We start from the raw sequence: 19,909 nt of genomic DNA, 5'->3' as shown, positions 1-19,909 counted from the left end.
GAGGCGAGTCGAGGCAAAATTAAAGGTGTAGCCATTTTTGATGTGTGTGGACTAGAAGCGAGGAGAGTGAATGGATTGAAAAAAGATTTTCTCAGAAAATTTATTGGTGGAATTCTCCTTGTTTCATTAATTGCTTTAGGATTTGCAAAGCCAGTACACGAATATTTATCTATTCCAGGAGATATAACTTTATTCGAGGGGCAAAAGCTTGATTTCAAGGCGAATGCAGTTCAAGTAACGGCTCCCTTAAATGATTCCGGCATCACGGTTGACCAGAAGGATCAAACGGTTTCTATTGAGGCTAAAAGGCATGGAAAGGATGAAATGGTCCTCGAGCTGGCCGGTTTCCCGGTGAAAAAGGTCGATGTGAATGTCCTTAAGGATTTCAAGGTCAGGCCAGGCGGTCAATCAATAGGAGTAAAACTTAATACGGTTGGTGTCCTTGTGGTCGGACATCATCAGGTTCAGGCAGATGAAGGAAGGGTATCACCAGGAGAATTGGCTGGTATCAAAAAAGGCGACATCATCACAGAAATCAATGGACAGCAAATAGAAAAAATGGCAGACGTCGGCCCTTTTGTAAAACAAGCTGGAGCGGATGGAAAGTCATTGGATGTAGTTATTAAGCGGGAAAATGAAAAAATCAAAACCCAGCTGCAGCCTAAGAAGGATGTAAACGAGAACACGTATAAACTTGGTTTGTATATACGTGATTCGGCAGCGGGAATCGGGACGATGACTTTTTATCATCCTCAGTCAAAAAAATATGGAGCACTTGGACATGTCATTTCCGACATGGATACAAAAAAGCCGATTGTGGTTGAAGATGGACAAATCGTTAGATCGACAGTTACTTCCATCGAAAAAGGCGGAAAAGGCAATCCTGGTGAAAAACTTGCACGCTTTTCATCTGACAGAGAAGTAATTGGAAATATCCGCAGGAACAGTCCTTTTGGGATCTTCGGTGAACTGAACAAGGATATTACGAATGGAGTATTTGATAAGCCATTGCCTATTGCCCTTTCTCATCAGGTGAAAGAAGGGCCGGCGAAAATCCTTACGGTTGTGAATAATGACGAAGTCAATCTTTTTGATATAGAGATTGTCAGCACCATCCCGCAAAAATTCCCGGCAACAAAGGGTATGGTTATAAAGGTAACGGATCCAGAGCTTCTGGAGAAAACAGGCGGGATTGTACAGGGAATGAGCGGCAGCCCGATCATTCAGGACAACAAGCTGGTAGGTGCTGTGACGCATGTGTTCGTAAATGACCCAACAAGCGGATACGGAGTCCATATTGAATGGATGCTGAATGAAGCCGGGATTGACATCTACGAAAAACCAAGAGAGCAGGCAAGTTAAGCAGGAATTCGGCGGCGGCGTATGCCGCCTTTTCTTTGTTTCATTTTAAAGATTATTCGACAAATTCCCACTTGCTTTTTTGTCAACTATCGAAATAAGTCGAAAAACAAAGGAAATTGAAGCAAATATAAGAAAATATTACTTTTTTAAGAAAAAATTAAAAATAAGAGGAATTTCTGTTGCATTGTCGAATTAGTCATTTAGAATAGAATTTAGAGAAGATAATATTTGTGATCATAATTGGATTTGAGGAGGAACCAAGCAGTGAACAAAATAAAAGTATGTGTTGTAGATGACAACAGAGAATTGGTAGGTCTTTTGGAAGAATATATTTCTTCCCAGGAGGATATGGAAATTGTAGGGGTTGCCCATAATGGCCAGGAATGTTTGGAAATGCTGGAAGACACAGACCCTGATGTCTTGCTTTTAGATATTATCATGCCTCATCTTGATGGTCTGGCGGTGCTTGAAAAACTCCGTGAAATGAAAAAAGGAATCATCCCAAATGTGATCATGCTGACAGCCTTCGGTCAGGAAGATGTTACGAAAAAAGCTGTAGAGCTTGGAGCATCCTACTTCATCCTGAAACCATTTGACATGGAGCATCTTGCAGGCCATATCCGCCAGGTAAGCGGCAAGGCGAAATCAGTAGCAAGAAAGCCTTCTTCCATCAATTACGGAAGGTCAAATGCTGAACAGAAGCCTAAGAATCTGGATGCCAGCATTACAAGCATCATTCATGAAATTGGTGTTCCTGCCCATATTAAAGGCTATATGTACCTGCGTGAAGCTATTTCAATGGTATACAACGATATTGAACTCCTTGGCTCGATCACAAAAGTACTCTACCCGGATATCGCGAAAAAATTCAATACAACGGCCAGCCGTGTAGAACGTGCGATCCGACATGCTATTGAGGTTGCGTGGAGCAGAGGTAACATCGACTCGATTTCTTCACTATTCGGCTATACAGTAAGCATGTCAAAAGCGAAGCCTACAAATTCCGAGTTCATTGCGATGGTTGCTGACAAGCTGCGTCTGGAGCATAAAGCTTCTTGAAAGAGTTAGACAAGATTTAGCTATTTTTTCATATTTCATAACGACATCTTACTTGATTTCGATAAAAGTCGAAATCAAGTAAGATGTTTTTATTTTTTTAGAGGGTGAAGGTTTGTCTATGGCATGTCTGCATATTATGATATATATTGTGACCGGAGATGACTAACAAATAAAAAAAACGCCCATAGGCGCCTTAAAAAAGTCAGTTCTCCTTATCCTTGTCAAGTTCGGCAAGTTTTTGCAAAAGGATATGCTGTGGCATATGCATGATCTGTTCAACTGGAACTCCTAATTTTTCTGAGAGTTTGATTGCCGTCTCGGCAGAAATATGAAGTGGTCTCATTGTTACTACCTCCAAATAAAAAGATGGGTGTGATGGTTTATGACTTTAATTTTAGCACATCGTGGCTATGCTGCTGAATATCCGGAAAATACAATGCTTGCTTTTAAAGAAGCCGAAAAGGCAGGTGCCGATGGACTTGAGCTTGATGTCCAGATGACGAAAGACGGTGAGCTGGTAGTCATACATGATGAAAAGGTCGATCGGACAACGGGTGGGACGGGATTGGTTAAGGATTATAATTATAAGGAATTAAGGAAATTGGATGCTCGTTTTAAGTTCACTAAGCTATCTGAAAAACAGCAGATTCCTGCTCTCGATGAAGTCCTTGAGTGGCTGGCAGGTACGGCTTTGAACTGCAATGTAGAACTTAAAAACACCATTATTCCATATGAAGGCATGGAAGAAAAAGTGATAAATATGATAAGGGATTATCAATTATCTGACAGGATCATTATTTCATCCTTTAATCATTATAGCATTGTACATAGCTATATGATGGCACCTGATATTGAAATTGCTCCTTTGCTTTCTGAAGGCTTATATATGCCCTGGGTTTACGCGCAATCAATCAGGGCAAAAGGTTTCCATCCTCATTGGAGAGCGGCGCCGGACGAAATCATCAAAGCGTCACTTGAAAGCGGGATTGAAGTGAGGCCATATACTGTCAATAATGATGCCGAACTGGATAGATTGTTCAGGGTAAATTGCAGTGCGGTCATCACAGATGACCCGGCAAAGGCGTTCCAAATAAGGGGAAATAAAAAACAGGCCTGAGAAACTCAAGGCCTGTTTTGCTTTTTATTGCTATCAGGTATACGGAAGAATGCCTGTACCTTATTCCTCTTACGGTCACGATGCAGAATGAAACCTGCGATGAATCCCAGTCCGGCCAGGAAAAAGATGAGTCCGGCCAGGAACTGAAGCCATAAATAGGGAAAGGGTGACTGCAAAATCCCGAAAACCATATCGCGCATCAGTTTTACACCCAAAGCAGCAATGACACCTGGTATCAGCATGACGATTAATGCTACAATCCTGATCATTTGGTAACCCCTCGTAATTTGTCCTCTTAAGAAAGTATACTTAACGGGCGGTTTTTCCGCAATATATGTTGCTCATGGTATATTATCCGCATAAAAGTTAAAAAACAAAGAAATTTGTCAGCCCATTCAAAAAGCATTACAATATATTTGAAAGAATTTGCAGACTATAAAATGCAATCCATGAAATATTTTTCCGACATGTGGTGGACAATTATGCAAAGAATAATGATTGTAGGTGCAGGTAAGGGTGGGACGGCCATCCTGGACATTTTTAAACAAACGGCCGATGTAGCCGCTGTGGTGGACATTAATCCGAATGCTCCTGGAATACTGGCTGCGAAGGAAGCTGGTATTCCAACCGGGACAGACTGGCAAGCATATATGTCCGATGAATTGGACATTGTCATTGAAGTGACCGGGGATGAAAAAGTTTTCCGTGAATTAAGAGATGCACGCAGTAAAAACACTGTGCTGATCCCAGGAAGTGTCGCCTTTCTCCTTGCTACCTTGTTAGAAGAAAAGGAAGAGTTGATCAAGACTCTCAGAAAAATTACATATGAACACGATTTAATCTTTAATTCCTCAGGAGATGGCATGGTCGTCATCAATACAGAGGGAACGGTAACTTTGTTCAATAAGAGCGCAGAAAAAATCATCGGGAACAAAAGGGAGCTTGCTGAAGGACGGCATGTACTTGAGATTATTCCGACCAGCAAACTTCCGAGAGTCCTCCATACGAGGAAGGTAGAGTCCAATCAGGAATTATTGCTGCCCAATGGGTCGAAGATCATCACGACAAGAATTCCGATCATTGATGAGAATGACCAGCTGATTGGTGCGTTTTCCGTCTTCAAGGATATTACAGATGTAGTCAATCTTGCGGAAGAAATAACAAACCTGAAAGAAATCCAAACGATGCTCCAGGCAATCATTCATTCCAGTGATGAGGCGATATCCGTAGTAGATGAAGATGGCCGGGGCATTATGATTAATCCTGCCTACACTAGAATAACCGGGCTAAAAGAAGAAGAAGTAATCGGACAGCCGGCAACTGCAGATATCTCCGAGGGAGAAAGCATGCATATGAAGGTTCTGAAGACAAGAAGGCCTGTTCGCGGAGCTGCCATGAGGGTTGGTCCGAATAAAAAGGAAGTAGTCGTGAATGTAGCCCCAATCATTGTGGATGGGAAACTGAAGGGCAGTGTCGGGGTCATCCATGATATGTCTGAGATCCAGAGTCTGAACAGGGAACTCAATCGCGCAAGGCAAATCATCAGGACCCTTGAAGCGAAATATTCGTTTGAGGATATAATCGGCCAATCGGAAGAAATGACGATTCCGATTGAACAGGCGAAGCTTGGTGCGAAAACACCTGCCACTGTCCTCCTCCGGGGCGAGTCAGGTACAGGAAAGGAGCTTTTTGCCCATGCGATCCACAATGCCAGTGACCGCAAGTTCAACAAGTTCATTCGCGTAAATTGTGCCGCTATTTCTGAGTCGCTGCTGGAAAGTGAACTTTTTGGTTATGAAGAAGGGGCTTTCTCAGGTGCTAAAAGAGGCGGGAAACGCGGTTTCTTTGAAGAAGCCAATAACGGAAGCATCTTTCTTGATGAAATCGGTGAGTTGCCGGCAAATACACAGGCTAAGTTGCTTCGGGTCCTGCAGGAAAGGGAAATTGTCCGTGTTGGAGGCACGAAACCGGTGCCAATCAATGTCCGGGTCATCGCTGCAACCAATATGAATCTTGAAAAAGGGATAGCGAATGGCAGTTTTAGGGAAGATTTATACTATCGTCTGAACAGAATGCCGATCCATATACCTCCTCTCAGGAGAAGGAAAGATGATATTCCGCTGCTTTGCGAAAGGCTGATCCGAAAAATTAATCAGGACTATGGACGAAATGTTGATGGTGTCTCTGATGAGGCCATCAAGAAACTAATGCAATATGACTGGCCAGGGAATGTCAGGGAACTGGAGAATGTGTTGGGCAGAGCGATCATCTTCCTTAATTACAACGAAACAATCATCCAGGAAGAACATCTACCGGAACTCCAGAATAGCCAGGCGAAGGAAAAGGAAGATGACTATGGCCAAACAATCCGTTCAGAGACTCTGGCGGTCCAGTTGGAAAGATACGAAGCAAAAGTAATAAGATCTACCCTTAATGCGGTGAATGGCAATAAAACAGCTGCTTCTAAATTACTGGGCATCTCTGTAAGGAATCTGTATTATAAACTCGAAAAATATGGTATTGAAATGAATGGCATGCAATAAATTTCATACCATGCAATTTATTGCATAATACTTTTCGGGAAAAGTAAAGCGTTTTCACGATTTTTTGTTGGCACGCTTCTTGCATATATAATAACGGGTGATGCGCAAAAGAAAGGGTTGACTCAACACATGAAACTTGACTCACTAATCAGCATGGCATCCCAAAATGGCAGGAAAACCATTGCTGTGGCAGCAGCAGAGGATACAGAGATATTAGAAGCGGTTGCCGAGGCTGTTAAGAGGAACCTGGCCGATTTCCTTCTTTATGGAGATGAAGAGGAAATCAAAAGGATCATTGCCGTACAGCATCCTGAACTAGCAAGTCATAAAGGGATTGAAATTATCTCTGCACCTAATAATAATTTGGCCGCAGAGATGGCAGTGAAAGCTGTCACTTCGAATGAAGCACAGGTAGTGATGAAGGGGAATATCCCGACGGCGGCAATCCTGAAGGCTGTCCTGAATAAGGAGTATGGCCTCAGAACGGGTGCGGTATTATCCCATGTAGCAGTGTTTGAAGTGCCGGGATATGATCGCTACACAATCGTTACCGATGCTGCGATGAATATAGCGCCGGATCTTGAACAAAAAGCGCAAATCATAAAAAATGCCGTCCGGGTAGCTCATTCAATCGGTATTGATATGCCAAAAGTAGCACCACTTGCAGCGGTGGAAGTAGTCAATCCCGCCATGCAGGCCACACTTGATGCAGCAGCATTGACGGTCATGAATCAAAGAGGGCAAATTTCCGGTTGTATTGTGGACGGCCCGCTCGCGCTTGATAACGCGGTTTCACAGCTGGCTGCAGAGCACAAGGGAATCAAGAGTGATGTTGCAGGGAAAGCTGATATCCTTTTAGTCCCTGCGATCGAAGTCGGCAATGTACTTTATAAATCATTAGTTTATTTTGCCAATGCAAAAGTTGGCGCAGTCATATCAGGGGCGAAAGCTCCAATCGTGTTAACATCCAGGGCAGATACAGCCGAAAGCAAGCTTTATTCTCTTGCGCTGGCGTTATGCTCTGCTGAAAAATAACCTACATAAATCAGAGGGGGAACTAGAAATGGAAATTTTCAAGTATCTTGAACAGTATGATTATGAGCAGGTAGTGTTTTGCCAGGATAAGCAATCAGGTTTGAAAGCGATTATCGCAATCCATGATACAACTTTAGGGCCAGCTTTGGGCGGTACCCGTATGTGGACTTACGCTTCAGAAGAAGCAGCGATCGAAGATGCTCTTAGACTGGCAAAGGGCATGACTTATAAGAATGCGGCAGCCGGCCTCAACCTTGGCGGTGGAAAAACGGTCATCATCGGCGACCCTCGCAAGGACAAGAACGAAGAAATGTTCCGTGCCTTTGGCCGTTATATCCAGGGATTGAATGGCAGATACATCACTGCTGAAGATGTTGGTACAACCGTGGCTGACATGGACCTTATCCATGAAGAAACAGACTATGTAACAGGTATTTCACCAGCATTCGGTTCATCAGGCAATCCATCACCAGTAACTGCTTACGGAGTATACAGAGGAATGAAGGCAGCTGCGAAGGAAGCATTCGGCACTGATTCACTTGAAGGTAAGACGATCGCCGTCCAGGGTGTAGGGAATGTCGCATATAATCTATGCCGCCACCTTCATGAAGAAGGCGCTCAGCTGATCGTGACTGACATCAATAAAGAAGCAGTCCAGAGAGCGGTTGAGGAATTCGGGGCAAAGGCAGTTGAACCAGATGAGATCTATAGTGTTGACTGTGATATATATGCTCCTTGTGCATTAGGCGCGGTCATCAATGATGAAACGATTCCTCAAATTAAGGCAAAGGTTATTGCCGGTGCAGCAAATAACCAGTTGAAGGATACCAAGCATGGCGACATCATCCACGAAATGGGCATTGTTTACGCTCCGGATTATGTCATCAACGCAGGCGGAGTAATCAACGTAGCGGATGAGCTGTATGGCTACAATGCGGAGAGAGCAATGAAAAAGGTTGAAACGATTTATAACAATATTGAAAAAGTTATTGAAATTGCCAAGAGGGACGGTATCCCTACGTATAAAGCGGCAGACCGTATGGCAGAAGAACGCATTGAGAGAATGCGCAATTCCCGCAGCCAGTTCCTGCAAAACGGCCACCATATCTTAAGCCGCCGCTAATCCGGGGGTTTTCAAGGAATGTTCTTTTCTCCATCTGTGTGAATATCAGCATGATTTCTGCGATGCGAAAAAAAGAAAACATGCCTTAATCAAAAATGATTTGCAGAGTGCGCTGAATCGACCCTTCGGCGCCTCTGCTGTTTCCTAAATGCTACTGACATTACGGATTGGAACCAGCCCGTAAGCAAATTGGAGGTTTAACTGTGCAACAAACAGAACATCGGATTCTAGTCATTAATCCAGGATCTACATCAACGAAAATAGGTGTTTTTGATAACGAAGTATCGATTTTCGAAAAAACAATCCGGCATGATTCAGCTGTCATCAACTCCTATGAAACCATCATCGATCAATACGAATTCAGGAAGAATACGATACTTGAAACGCTTGATACCGAAGGCATCAACATTTCAAAATTGAGTGCTGTTTGTGGGCGCGGCGGTCTTTTACGGCCAATTGAAGGCGGAACATATGCAGTTAACAATAAGATGCTTGAAGACCTGCGGGCAGGTTACTCTGGCCAGCACGCATCAAATCTGGGCGGTATATTGGCTTATGAAATCGCTTCAGGCTTGAACATTCCTTCATTTATTGTAGACCCGGTCGTGGTCGATGAACTTGACCCGATCGCACGAGTTTCAGGGTTCTCGCTGATTGAACGGAAGAGCATTTTCCATGCTCTGAACCAGAAGGCGGTTGCGCGAAGGGTTGCCAGAGAGCTTGGCCAGAAGTATGAAGAGCTTAACCTCATCATTACCCATCTTGGCGGAGGTATCACTGTAGGAGCCCATAAAAGGGGCAGGGTTGTTGATGTGAACAATGGTCTGCATGGTGATGGTCCATTCAGTCCCGAACGCGCAGGCACAGTACCTGCTGGAGACCTGGTTCAGCTATGCTTCTCAGGAGATTTCTTCCGGGATGAAGTCATGAAAAAGCTTGTCGGCCAGGGAGGTCTTGTTGGCTACCTGGGCACGAATGATGCTGTCAAGGTCGAAAAGATGATCAAGCAGGGGAATGAAAAAGCGAAGCTTGTATATGACGCGATGGCATATCAGGTAGCCAAAGAAATCGGTTCTGCCAGCGCGGTCCTATCAGGAAAAGTAGACGCAATCGTCCTTACAGGCGGACTTGCGTACGGCAAAGAGTTCGTACAGGAAATTTCAGAACGGATCAACTGGATCGCAGACGTAATCGTCCATCCCGGTGAAAACGAATTGCAGGCCCTTGCAGAGGGAGCTCTTCGAATTTTACGGAACGAGGAAGATGTAAAGGAATATCCTGGCCGATAATCATGCATGGCTGAAGTTGAACAAAATTAGTTGATTTATATAGAGGAGGGATTCAGATGGCTCAAGAATATGATTTAGTCATTCTCGGAGGCGGTACAGGAGGATACGTAGCAGCAATCAGGGCTTCTCAGCTTGGGTTGAAAACTGCCATCGTTGAAAAGGGTAAGCTGGGTGGTACATGCCTTCATAAAGGCTGTATTCCAAGCAAGGCTTTACTAAGAAGTGCTGAAGTGTATGCAACTGCAAAGAAAAGTGAAAACTTCGGGATAACAGTTGGCGAGGTTGCGGTGAATTTCACCAAGGTGCAGGAAAGGAAAGAGAAGATTGTCGAGCAGCTCCATAAAGGAGTCCAGCACCTGATGAAACAGGGGAAAATCGATGTCTATGAAGGTTTGGGAAGAATCCTGGGGCCTTCTATTTTCTCACCTATGCCGGGTACGATTTCTGTAGAAATGAACAATGGCGAAGAAAACGAGATGCTAATCCCTAAAAATGTGATTGTAGCGACAGGGTCACGTCCAAGGACTCTGCCAGGGCTTGAAGCAGACGGCCAATATGTCATGACCTCTGATGAAGCACTTATCATGGAAGATCTTCCAAAGTCGATCATCATCGTTGGCGGAGGCGTCATTGGGATTGAGTGGGCTTCCATGCTTGCTGATTTCGGAACAGAAGTTACAGTCATTGAGTATGCTGATCGAATTGTCCCAACAGAAGACAAGGAAGTTTCAAGAGAGATGCAGCGCGCGATGAAGAAAAAGGGCGTGAAAATCATTACAAGCGCCAAAGTATTATCTGAGACACTTCAAAAAGGTGATGGAGTCACGATCAGTGCCGAGGTTAAAGGTGAAACGAAAGAATTCACCGCTGAAAAATTACTGGTCTCTGTTGGACGCCAGGCTAATGTTGAAGGAATTGGACTTGAGAATACAGAAATCCAGCTTGAAAGAGGCTTCATCCAGACAAACGAATTTTTCCAGACGAAGGAATCCCATATTTATGCGATTGGTGATGTCATTGGCGGACTACAGCTTGCGCACGTAGCATCTCATGAAGGGATTGTAGCTGTCGAGCATATTGCCGGGGAAAATCCTCATCCAATCGATTATACGCTAGTCTCTAAATGCATCTACAGCTCTCCAGAAGCTGCGAGCGTCGGTCTGACAGAGGATGAAGCAAAAGAAAAAGGCTTTGAAGTAAAGACTGGGAAATTCTCTTTTAAAGCAATTGGCAAGGCACTTGTTTATGGCGAATCTGACGGTTTTGTAAAAATTGTGGCTGATAAAGAAACGGATGATATTCTTGGAGTCCATATGATCGGGCCGCATGTTACTGACATGATCTCAGAAGCTGGCCTGGCAAAAGTTCTTGATGCAACTCCGTGGGAAGTTGCCCATACAATCCATCCTCACCCAACGTTGTCAGAGGCAATCGGTGAAGCGGCCCTGGCTGTGGATGGAAAAGCAATCCATTCTTAATTTTTTTTTGGGACAGAAACTCTTTTCCGAGGAGAAGAGCTGTACGAACAAATGGGAGGTATAAAAATGGCAGAAAATCGTCACGCTGCACTTGGCTTAAGTGATGAAAAGGTTATGGAAATGTATGAAACAATGCTTTTGGCCCGCCGGCTGGATGAGCGGATGTGGCTTTTGAACCGTGCCGGGAAAATTCCTTTTGTGATTTCCTGTCAGGGGCAGGAAGCAGCACAGGTAGGAGCTGCCTTTGCACTTGATCGCGAGAAAGACTATGTGCTTCCTTATTACCGTGACATGGGTGTGGTCTTAACTTTTGGCATGACGGCAAAAGATTTGATGCTTTCAGGTTTTGCCAAAGCGGAAGACCCTAACTCTGGAGGCCGGCAGATGCCTGGACACTTTGGGCAGAAGAAAAACAGGATCGTAACAGGTTCTTCACCGGTAACAACACAGGTACCTCATGCTGTTGGAATCGCACTTGCAGGTAAAATGGAGAAGAAGGACTTAGTGACATTCGTTACCTTCGGAGAAGGATCTTCCAACCAGGGCGATTTCCACGAAGGAGCTAACTTTGCGGGAGTCCATAAGCTTCCTGTCATTTTCATGGTTGAAAACAATAAATATGCAATCTCGATACCATATGAAAGACAAGTCGCTGCCGAAAAAGTATCGGATCGTGCAATTGGTTATGGCATGCCAGGAGTCACTGTGGATGGAAATGATCCATTAGAAGTTTATAAAGTGGTAAAGGAAGCTGCTGACCGCGGACGCCTTGGTGAAGGACCAACTCTTGTCGAGGCAGTATCCTACCGTCTGACTCCACACTCATCAGATGATGACGATCGAAGCTACCGTGCGCCTGATGAAGTTGCACAGGCAAAGACGAAGGACCCTATCATTACCTTCGGCGCATATTTAAAGGAAAATGGCCTCATGAACGATGAGAGTGAAAAGGAAATCAACGATCGAATCATGAAGCTGGTCAATGAAGCAACAGATTATGCTGAAAATGCACCGTATGCAGAGCCAGAACATGCTTTGAAATACGTATATGCTGAAGAGTAAGGGGGAACGAAAATGGCGGTAATTTCTTATATAGATGCAGTGACATTGGCAATCAAAGAAGAGATGGAAAGAGACCCGAGAGTTTTTGTCCTCGGTGAAGACGTTGGTAAAAAAGGCGGGGTTTTCAAGGCTACGCAGGGCTTATACGAAAAGTTCGGGGAAGACAGGGTCATCGATGCACCGCTTGCGGAATCGGCGATTGCTGGTGTCGGAATCGGTGCGGCAATGTACGGCATGCGCCCGATTGCAGAGATGCAGTTCGCAGATTTCATCATGCCCGCTGTAAACCAGATCATCTCTGAGGCGGCAAGGATCCGTTATCGCTCAAACAATGACTGGAGCTGTCCGATGGTCATCCGTGCTCCTTATGGCGGAGGGGTCCATGGTGCACTTTACCACTCCCAGTCTGTTGAGGCCGTATTTGCGAACCAGCCTGGACTGAAAATCGTGATGCCTTCTACACCTTATGATGTTAAAGGTTTGTTGAAAGCTGCGATCAGGGATGAAGATCCGGTTTTGTTCTTTGAACACAAGCGCGCCTATCGATTGATCAAAGGCGAAGTTCCTGAGGACGATTATGTGCTACCAATCGGCAAAGCTGACGTAAAACGCGAGGGTGAAGATATCACCGTCATCACTTATGGCCTGGCAGTTCATTTTGCTCTTCAGGCAGCTGAAAGACTTGCGAAGGATGGAATTTCTGCTCACATTCTGGATCTTCGTACAGTATATCCATTGGACAAAGAAGCGATCATCGAAGCTGCATCCAAGACTGGAAAAGTCCTTCTTGTAACGGAAGACAATAAAGAAGGAAGCATCATGAGCGAAGTTTCTGCGATTATTGCTGAACACTGCTTATTCGAACTTGATGCACCGATCAAGAGGCTGGCTGGCCCGGATGTTCCTGCTATGCCGTACGCTCCTACTATGGAGAAATACTTCATGATCAACCCTGATAAAGTTGAAAAAGCAATGAGAGAGCTTGCTGAATTTTAACATAATCATATTGGAAATAGAGTGAATGGAGAAGGAGGGTCAACCTGTGGCGATCGAACAAATCAAAATGCCTCAATTAGGCGAGAGTGTTACAGAAGGAACAATCAGCAAATGGCTGGTTTCTGTAGGTGATAAAGTAAATAAATACGATCCGCTGGCCGAAGTCATGACTGACAAGGTAAATGCTGAAGTACCATCATCTTTTTCAGGAACAATCAAGGAATTGATTGCGAATGAAGGAGATACTTTTGCGGTTGGTGAAATCATTTGCACTATTGAAATAGAAGGCGGCAGCACCGAGGAAGCTCCAGCTGCAGAGAAACCTGCAGCAGAAGCTTCAACAGGTACTGCTGCACCAGCAGTATCCGGCAATGATGGAAACAGAGCAAGGTACTCACCGGCAGTACTGAAGCTTGCCCAAGAACATAATATCGACTTGACCATAGTTAATGGCACCGGGGCAGGCGGAAGGATTACCCGTAAAGATCTTCAGCAGATCATTCAATCCGGAAATATTCCTCAGCCGTCAGCCGAAGCACCTAAGGCTCAAGCTGCTGCACTGACAGAGGCTCCGGACAAGCCGGCTGCACCATCTCAGCCAACAGCATCAGCTCCGGAATCTCCTTCAGTACCAGTTGCTGCAGGTGATATCGAGATCCCAGTAACTGGAGTACGCAAGGCGATCGCTGCGAATATGCTGCGCAGCAAGCATGAAGCTCCGCATGCCTGGACAATGGTGGAAGTGGACGTTACAAACCTTGTAGAATACAGAAATGGTCTTAAGGATGATTTCAAGAAGAAAGAAGGCTTCAACCTTACTTTCTTTGCTTTCTTCGTTAAAGCTGTCGCACAGGCACTGAAAGAATTCCCGCAAGTCAATTCTATGTGGGCTGGCGACAAGATCATCCAGAAAAAAGATATCAATCTTTCAATTGCAGTAGCGACAGATGATGCCTTGTTCGTGCCTGTCATTAAAAATGCAGACGAAAAGACAATTAAAGGCATCGGCCGTGAAATCAATGAACTTGCCCAGAAGGTACGTACTGGCAAGCTTCGTTCCGAGGACATGCAAGGCGGAACCTTCACTGTCAACAACACAGGTTCCTTCGGTTCTGTCCAATCAATGGGAATCATCAATTACCCACAGGCTGCAATCCTTCAGGTCGAGTCAATCGTTAAGCGCCCTGTCGTAATGAACAATGGCATGATCGCGGTTCGCGATATGGTGAACCTGTGCCTGTCACTTGACCATCGTGTACTGGACGGCCTTGGTTGCGGACGTTTCCTTGCAAGGGTAAAAGAAATCCTGGAAAACACATCAAAAGAGACGACATCAATCTATTAATTCAATCTAGCTAAAGACGCCCAGAACCATTCTGGGCGTTTTCCTATACGGAGTTAGATCGTTAATGTCCCTTCGTTGCTAGAATAGCATTCGTATACTAAAATAAAAGTGGAATATAAAAATTAGAATTTTATCACAATTTCATGAAGGGGGGAAGGCTGTCTGAACTTCGGACAGTGAAGTATATGACAATAGAGAGTATGAAGGCTGCCTCGTTCAATGATGCATTTTTTGGGGACTGGCAAAAGAAAGCTGCTGCTTCATTAAAAGGAAAGCCGATTGAATCACTTTATACCAATACATATGAAGATATCATTCTTAAGCCGCTTTACACAAAAGAAGATTTCCCGGATCAATTGGCTGGAGCTCTTCCGGGTGAACCAGGCTACAGGCGCGGCATCCATCCATTCGGGTATCAATCTGAGTCATGGCATATCTCGAATCGCCTTTTTTACAAGGATTTGACGGAACTGAAAGAAAAAATGGACTCTGCATTAGCAAAAGGACAAAACGCGATTTCTTTTGAGGTAAAACCTGATTTGTTCCTTGATCCTCGTGGATTGGCCGAATTCTTCGCTTCTTATAAAAATGACTACCCTTTAAGTTTGAATGCAGGATTGCTTCAAACACCGCTTCTTGCTGCATTGTCAGTTTCCTGCAAGGAGGCAGGGGCTTCAAGTGAGGTTTCAGGTTTTGTCGCAGCGGATCCTGTTGCCGAAGCGAGCCTAAATGGGGGACTTCCGAAAGAGGAAAAGGAATTTTTTGCAGAATGGGCAAAGGTGCTGGAGGAAGCAGACCAGCAATTGCCACAATTAAAAACAGTGCTCGCCAATACCGTCCCTTATCATGACAGCGGAGCAAGTGCGGTTCAGGAACTTGCTGCCGGCATTTCCACCGGGGTATACCTGCTGCAGCAACTGCTTGACCAGGGCTGGGAATTGAAGAAAGCGTTGTCAAAATTCGTGTTCCACTTTGCGATAGGCTCGAACTTCTTCATGGAAACAGCCAAGCTCAGGGCTGCCAGGATTCTATGGAGTAAAATAGCGGAAGCATACGGTGCCGAACCAGGAGACCAGAAAATGGTTCTATCAGCTGAGACTTCAAGGTACACGAAAACGATCTTTGATCCATATGTAAACATGCTCAGGACTGGGAATGAGGCCTTTGCTGCAGTACTGGGAGGCATACAGTACCTGCACACTGGAAGCTTCGAGGAAGCAACAGGAACAGTTAGTGCCTTCTCTGAAAGGGTTGCCCGCAATACACAGCTGGTCCTTAAATCAGAGGCGCATCTCGAAAAAGTAGCCGACCCTGCAGGAGGATCGTGGTATATTGAATCGTTGACAAATGAACTGGCTGAAAAGGCGTGGAATCTTTTCCTTGAGCTGGATGGCATGGGAGGGATTTATGAGGCTCTGAGGTCCGGATGGCTCCAGGAACAGATTGCAAAGACGGCTGATGCCCGTGAACAGGATGTTTTTAAGAGGAAAAAGAGCATCATCGGGACAAATTTTTATGCCAATCTTTCGGAAGCTGTCAGCCAGCCTCTAGTTAAGGATAGAAAAAGCCAATATTTTGGAGGCACCCTTGCGGACAGTGTGAGAATGATTGAGTCAGGGGATTCTCTATTAAAAAGATTGGAAGAGATAGAACAAAGCTTCACGCCATTAGAATCCAAACGTTTATCACAACCATTTGAAAAACTGAGATTCAGGGCAAATGGACTTGAGAAAATGGGGCAGCGTCCGGTGGTTGGCTTAATCTGCCTGGATCAGCTGAAAAAGCACAAGCCAAGGGCGGATTTTATTTCGGGTCTTTTATCAGCGGGTGGCATTCATGCACTAAGGAGCGACGAAATCCATACAGTTCAGGAAGCGCTGGAATTCATCAAAGCATCGAGTGCAAAACAATTTATCATTTGCGGTGACCAGACTTCCTACAATTCATTCGGACCCGAGCTGGCGCTGGAAATCAAGAAAGAGTATGATGTAAAGCTTTATCTGGCAGGTATCCCAGAGGAAAGAGAAAGCGAATGGCACACTGCCGGAATCCAGAATTTCCTGCATGTAAGAAGCAATGCTTACCAGTCGCTATCATCGATCCTTCAAGAAATGGAGGCAGGCACCAATGCAAAAGCCTGATTTTACAAAAGTCACTTTATTTGCTGATGAGAAAAAGGAAGGCAAGGAGCAGGTTGACACTCATATAAAAGAAAAGCTCGAAGATTTGTTATTTGAGACAAATGAACAGATCAAAGTGAAGGCTGTATATACAAAAGAAGATGTGGAGTCTGTTAAGCATCTGGATGGTATGCCCGGTCTGCCGCCTTACACAAGGGGACCGTATCCAGCGATGTATGTAAACCGCCCATGGACGGTAAGACAGTATGCGGGATTTTCAACTGCTGAAGAAAGCAACGCATTCTACAGACGGAACCTTGCGATGGGACAAAAAGGTTTGTCTGTTGCCTTTGACCTTGCGACCCACAGGGGATACGATTCAGACCATCCTCGGGTGGAAGGTGATGTCGGCAAAGCCGGTGTCGCGATCGACTCCATCCTGGATATGAAAATCCTGTTTGATGGAATTCCGCTAGACCAGATGTCTGTGTCAATGACAATGAACGGAGCTGTCCTGCCGATCATGGCATTCTTTATAGTGACAGCCGAGGAACAGGGCGTGACGCAGGATCAATTATCCGGTACGATCCAGAATGATATCCTGAAGGAATACATGGTCAGGAACACCTATATTTACCCGCCGGAAATGTCAATGAAGATCATCGCTGATATTTTCGAATACACGTCCAAATACATGCCTAAATTCAATTCAATCAGTATTTCAGGCTATCATATGCAGGAAGCCGGAGCACCGGCGGATATTGAACTGGCATATACCCTGGCAGATGGCCTTGAATATGTGCGGACAGGCCTGAAAGCCGGCATTGATATCGATTCATTCGCTCCGAGATTAAGTTTCTTCTGGGCGATCGGCATGAACTATTTCATGGAAGTCGCCAAAATGAGGGCGGCGAGATTTATTTGGGCAAAAATGATCAAGACGTTCAATCCGAAAAACGAAAAGTCAATGGCTTTGAGGACACATTCACAGACATCTGGATGGAGCCTGACCGAGCAGGATCCATATAATAACGTAATCCGTACATTGGTGGAGGCACATGCCGCTGCGATGGGCCATACACAATCCTTGCACACCAACGCACTTGATGAAGCAATCGCGCTGCCAACGGATTTTTCTGCCCGTATTGCCCGCAACACACAATTGTTTTTGCAGGAAGAGACCGGGATAACAAAAGTGATTGATCCATGGGCAGGAAGCAATTATGTAGAAAGCCTGACAGACGCACTGATTGAGAGAGCCTGGGAGCATATTGAAGAGATTGAAAGTCTTGGCGGGATGGCCAAGGCAATCGAAACGGGTTTGCCTAAGATGCGCATTGAAGAAGCAGCTGCAAGACGCCAGGCTCAAATTGACTCTGGTAAGGAAACAATTATCGGGGTGAATAAATACAGGCTTGAACAGGAGGATCCTCTTGAAATACTAGATATTGATAACTCCGCTGTTCGCGCGAAACAGATTGAAAGGCTCAAGCAGTTAAAAGAAAATCGTGATGATGAAAAAGTAGAATCCGCTTTGAATGATCTGGCTGCTGTGGCTGAAACTGGAGAAGGCAATCTTCTCGAGTATGCAGTAAGGGCAGCACGGGCAAGGGCGACACTGGGAGAGATTTCAGATGCCATCGAAAAAGCGGCAGGAAGGCATAAAGCAGTGATTCGGTCAGTTAGCGGGGTATACAGTGCAGCCTTCACGAATGAAGAAGAAATTTCCGAAGTACAGCAAATGACGGCAGAGTTCCTCGAAAATGAAGGACGCAGACCGCGAATCATGATTGCAAAGATGGGTCAGGATGGCCATGACCGGGGGGCTAAAGTCATTTCAACCGCTTTTGCAGACTTAGGCTTTGATGTCGATATCGGGCCGCTTTTCCAGACACCGGAAGAAACAGCCATCCAGGCAGTGGAAAACGATGTTCACGCCATTGGGATCAGCTCTCTGGCAGCTGGGCATAAAACGCTATTGCCACAGCTTGTAAATGAGCTGAAAAAGCTTGGACGTGATGACATTGTCGTCATCGTTGGCGGAGTCATCCCTGCCCAGGACTACCAGTTTTTATATGATAATGGAGCCAGCGCGATTTTTGGGCCGGGAACTATCATTCCGGTTGCAGCCCAAAAAGTGTTGCGGACCATCTATGAGCGCCTGGGCTACGAGGAAGTGTCCCGCTAATGAAGGACGAAAAAAAGCCTGAATGGTTTGACCCGGGGAAGGCTGATTCCTTTTCAAGCACCGTGAAGCCGGGAGTATCAGGGAATGGTCATGGTAATGAACTTCCTGCAAAAGCAGGACGTTTCATAAAAAAAACAGCAGCACGTAAAATAGATCCTGATTCTCTGGCGGCTGAAATCATGGATGGGAACAGGACGGCACTGGCAAAAGGAATCACCTTGATTGAAAGCAATGCGGAGCATGATTTTCAATACGCGCAATCTCTTTTGCAAAGCCTTCTTCCTCGATCAGGAAAATCCATCAGGATTGGCATCACAGGTGTACCGGGAGCTGGGAAGAGCACCTTTATCGAAAGCTTCGGCAGCTATCTGTGCGAGCTGGGACACAATGTTGCAGTACTCGCTGTGGATCCTACCTCAAGTTTGACGGGCGGAAGTATCCTGGGAGATAAGACTCGGATGGAAAAGCTTGCGAGAAATCCGCGGGCATTCATCCGTCCCTCTCCATCCGGAGGGAAACTTGGGGGTGTACACCGTAAAACGAGGGAAACGATGCTTGTCTGTGAAGCAGCAGGCTTTGATGTCATCCTGGTTGAAACGGTCGGTGTCGGACAGAGCGAAGTCATAGTCAGGGATATGGTCGATTTCTTCATGCTGCTTGTCCTCACGGGTGCAGGTGACGAACTCCAGGGCATGAAAAAAGGAATCATGGAACTTGCGGATTCCGTTATTGTCAATAAAGCAGATGGTCAAAATGAACAGGCTGCCAAAAAGACAAAAGAAGAATATAATAGGATTCTTCATTTCCTGCAGCCGGCAACGAAGGGTTGGCAAACGACCGCTTTAACGAGTTCTGCGCTGTATGATAAAGGGAACGACGAGATATGGAAAATGATTTCTGACTTCTCGAGCCTTACAAAGAAAAGCGGGATTTTTGAGATGAGAAGAAGGTCGCAGACTAAGGAGTGGCTGAATGATCTGATCATCGACCAGCTTCAGATGAATTTTTTTCAGCACTCAGCAATCAAAAGTTTGCTGCCGAAAATAGAAAATGAAGTGATTTCAGGAAACAGGCCAGTCGCCTCTGGAGTCGATGAGTTATTCAAGGCCTTTTTCGAAGCGAAAAAATAAGCTGTCCAATGTGGACAGCTTATTGATTTTCATCAAAAAAAAGCGGACAACGGAATATGCCG

The 19,909-nt window shown here is 45.3% G+C and carries 16 protein-coding genes; 14 read left to right on the top strand and 2 right to left on the bottom strand.

Annotated features, from left to right (window positions below; translation table 11 throughout):
• Positions 1-75: 75 nt before the first annotated feature.
• Positions 76-1,362: a SpoIVB peptidase gene (gene spoIVB, locus M3593_RS04145; RefSeq protein ID WP_251540809.1), complete on the top strand. Its 1,287-nt coding sequence runs from the start codon at positions 76-78 to the stop codon at positions 1,360-1,362.
• Positions 1,363-1,626: 264 nt separating this feature from the next.
• Positions 1,627-2,421, top strand: a complete 795-nt coding sequence (spo0A, locus tag M3593_RS04140) for a sporulation transcription factor Spo0A (RefSeq protein ID WP_144476419.1) — start codon at positions 1,627-1,629, stop codon at positions 2,419-2,421.
• 202 nt (positions 2,422-2,623) lie between these two features.
• Here the strand turns inward: spo0A and M3593_RS04135 are convergent, their stop codons facing one another.
• On the bottom strand, positions 2,624-2,764 hold the full coding sequence (locus M3593_RS04135) for a YycC family protein (protein WP_144476422.1): 141 nt from the start codon (positions 2,762-2,764) through the stop codon (positions 2,624-2,626).
• Positions 2,765-2,803: 39 nt separating this feature from the next.
• Here M3593_RS04135 and M3593_RS04130 point away from each other — a divergent pair, with 39 nt between their 5' ends.
• Entirely contained in the window at positions 2,804-3,538 is a 735-nt protein-coding gene (locus M3593_RS04130; RefSeq protein ID WP_251540808.1) for a glycerophosphodiester phosphodiesterase, read from the top strand.
• A 5-nt stretch (positions 3,539-3,543) separates the two neighbouring features.
• On the opposite strand, the gene M3593_RS04125 is transcribed toward M3593_RS04130, so the two are convergent.
• A complete protein-coding gene (locus tag M3593_RS04125; RefSeq protein ID WP_144476427.1) occupies positions 3,544-3,807 on the bottom strand; it encodes a DUF2627 domain-containing protein in 264 nt (87 codons plus the stop codon).
• Between the two features lie 213 nt (positions 3,808-4,020).
• On the opposite strand from M3593_RS04125, the gene M3593_RS04120 reads away from it, so the two are divergent.
• The 11 genes from M3593_RS04120 (at position 4,021) to meaB (ending at position 19,847) form a co-directional block, all read left to right on the top strand.
• Positions 4,021-6,081 (top strand): sigma 54-interacting transcriptional regulator, encoded by a 2,061-nt coding sequence (locus tag M3593_RS04120; RefSeq protein WP_251540807.1) that lies wholly within the window; start codon positions 4,021-4,023, stop codon positions 6,079-6,081.
• Positions 6,082-6,210: 129 nt separating this feature from the next.
• Positions 6,211-7,116, top strand: a complete 906-nt coding sequence (gene yqiS, locus M3593_RS04115) for a phosphate butyryltransferase (RefSeq protein WP_251540806.1) — start codon at positions 6,211-6,213, stop codon at positions 7,114-7,116.
• Positions 7,117-7,144: 28 nt separating this feature from the next.
• Positions 7,145-8,239: a branched-chain amino acid dehydrogenase gene (gene bcd / locus M3593_RS04110; RefSeq protein ID WP_041967922.1), complete on the top strand. Its 1,095-nt coding sequence runs from the start codon at positions 7,145-7,147 to the stop codon at positions 8,237-8,239.
• Positions 8,240-8,442: 203 nt separating this feature from the next.
• Positions 8,443-9,528, top strand: coding sequence for a butyrate kinase (buk, locus tag M3593_RS04105; RefSeq protein WP_251540804.1), 1,086 nt, complete (start codon positions 8,443-8,445; stop codon positions 9,526-9,528).
• A 56-nt stretch (positions 9,529-9,584) separates the two neighbouring features.
• Complete coding sequence (lpdA, locus tag M3593_RS04100) at positions 9,585-11,006, top strand: dihydrolipoyl dehydrogenase (protein ID WP_144476439.1); 1,422 nt, start codon at positions 9,585-9,587, stop codon at positions 11,004-11,006.
• Between the two features lie 66 nt (positions 11,007-11,072).
• Positions 11,073-12,068, top strand: a complete 996-nt coding sequence (locus M3593_RS04095) for a thiamine pyrophosphate-dependent dehydrogenase E1 component subunit alpha (protein WP_144476442.1) — start codon at positions 11,073-11,075, stop codon at positions 12,066-12,068.
• 12 nt (positions 12,069-12,080) lie between these two features.
• Positions 12,081-13,064 carry an alpha-ketoacid dehydrogenase subunit beta gene (locus M3593_RS04090; protein WP_144476445.1) on the top strand — a complete coding sequence of 328 codons (984 nt, stop codon included), beginning with the start codon at positions 12,081-12,083 and terminating at the stop codon, positions 13,062-13,064.
• Between the two features lie 46 nt (positions 13,065-13,110).
• The gene (locus M3593_RS04085) at positions 13,111-14,409 is read left to right on the top strand and encodes a dihydrolipoamide acetyltransferase family protein (RefSeq protein WP_251540803.1); all 1,299 of its coding nucleotides are present in this window, start codon (positions 13,111-13,113) and stop codon (positions 14,407-14,409) included.
• A gap of 185 nt (positions 14,410-14,594) precedes the next feature.
• Positions 14,595-16,550 (top strand): methylmalonyl-CoA mutase family protein, encoded by a 1,956-nt coding sequence (locus M3593_RS04080; protein WP_251540802.1) that lies wholly within the window; start codon positions 14,595-14,597, stop codon positions 16,548-16,550.
• Positions 16,537-18,717, top strand: coding sequence for a methylmalonyl-CoA mutase (gene scpA, locus M3593_RS04075; RefSeq protein WP_251540801.1), 2,181 nt, complete (start codon positions 16,537-16,539; stop codon positions 18,715-18,717). Before M3593_RS04080 ends, scpA begins: the two co-directional genes overlap by 14 nt.
• Positions 18,717-19,847, top strand: a complete 1,131-nt coding sequence (gene meaB / locus M3593_RS04070) for a methylmalonyl Co-A mutase-associated GTPase MeaB (protein WP_251540799.1) — start codon at positions 18,717-18,719, stop codon at positions 19,845-19,847. The genes scpA and meaB overlap by 1 nt, the downstream gene beginning before the upstream one ends.
• Positions 19,848-19,909 lie beyond the last annotated feature (62 nt).

Origin of the sequence: Mesobacillus sp. MER 48, from assembly GCF_023714225.1 — a bacterium.
In the GTDB taxonomy this organism is placed as follows: Bacteria; Bacillota; Bacilli; order Bacillales; family Cytobacillaceae; genus Mesobacillus; species Mesobacillus oceanisediminis_A.
The sequence above is the reverse complement of the archived record's forward strand: the minus strand, read 5'-3'. Positions and strand labels throughout refer to the sequence as shown.

Coding starts and splice junctions, on each gene's coding strand:
- M3593_RS04135 (WP_144476422.1), bottom strand. CDS start 2,764: ATGAGACCACTTCATATTTCTGCCGAGACGGCAATCAAACTCTCAGAA.
- M3593_RS04130 (WP_251540808.1), top strand. CDS start 2,804: ATGACTTTAATTTTAGCACATCGTGGCTATGCTGCTGAATATCCGGAA.
- M3593_RS04125 (WP_144476427.1), bottom strand. CDS start 3,807: ATGATCAGGATTGTAGCATTAATCGTCATGCTGATACCAGGTGTCATT.
- M3593_RS04120 (WP_251540807.1), top strand. CDS start 4,021: ATGCAAAGAATAATGATTGTAGGTGCAGGTAAGGGTGGGACGGCCATC.
- yqiS (WP_251540806.1), top strand. CDS start 6,211: ATGAAACTTGACTCACTAATCAGCATGGCATCCCAAAATGGCAGGAAA.
- bcd (WP_041967922.1), top strand. CDS start 7,145: ATGGAAATTTTCAAGTATCTTGAACAGTATGATTATGAGCAGGTAGTG.
- lpdA (WP_144476439.1), top strand. CDS start 9,585: ATGGCTCAAGAATATGATTTAGTCATTCTCGGAGGCGGTACAGGAGGA.
- M3593_RS04095 (WP_144476442.1), top strand. CDS start 11,073: ATGGCAGAAAATCGTCACGCTGCACTTGGCTTAAGTGATGAAAAGGTT.
- M3593_RS04090 (WP_144476445.1), top strand. CDS start 12,081: ATGGCGGTAATTTCTTATATAGATGCAGTGACATTGGCAATCAAAGAA.
- M3593_RS04080 (WP_251540802.1), top strand. CDS start 14,595: ATGACAATAGAGAGTATGAAGGCTGCCTCGTTCAATGATGCATTTTTT.
- scpA (WP_251540801.1), top strand. CDS start 16,537: ATGCAAAAGCCTGATTTTACAAAAGTCACTTTATTTGCTGATGAGAAA.
- meaB (WP_251540799.1), top strand. CDS start 18,717: ATGAAGGACGAAAAAAAGCCTGAATGGTTTGACCCGGGGAAGGCTGAT.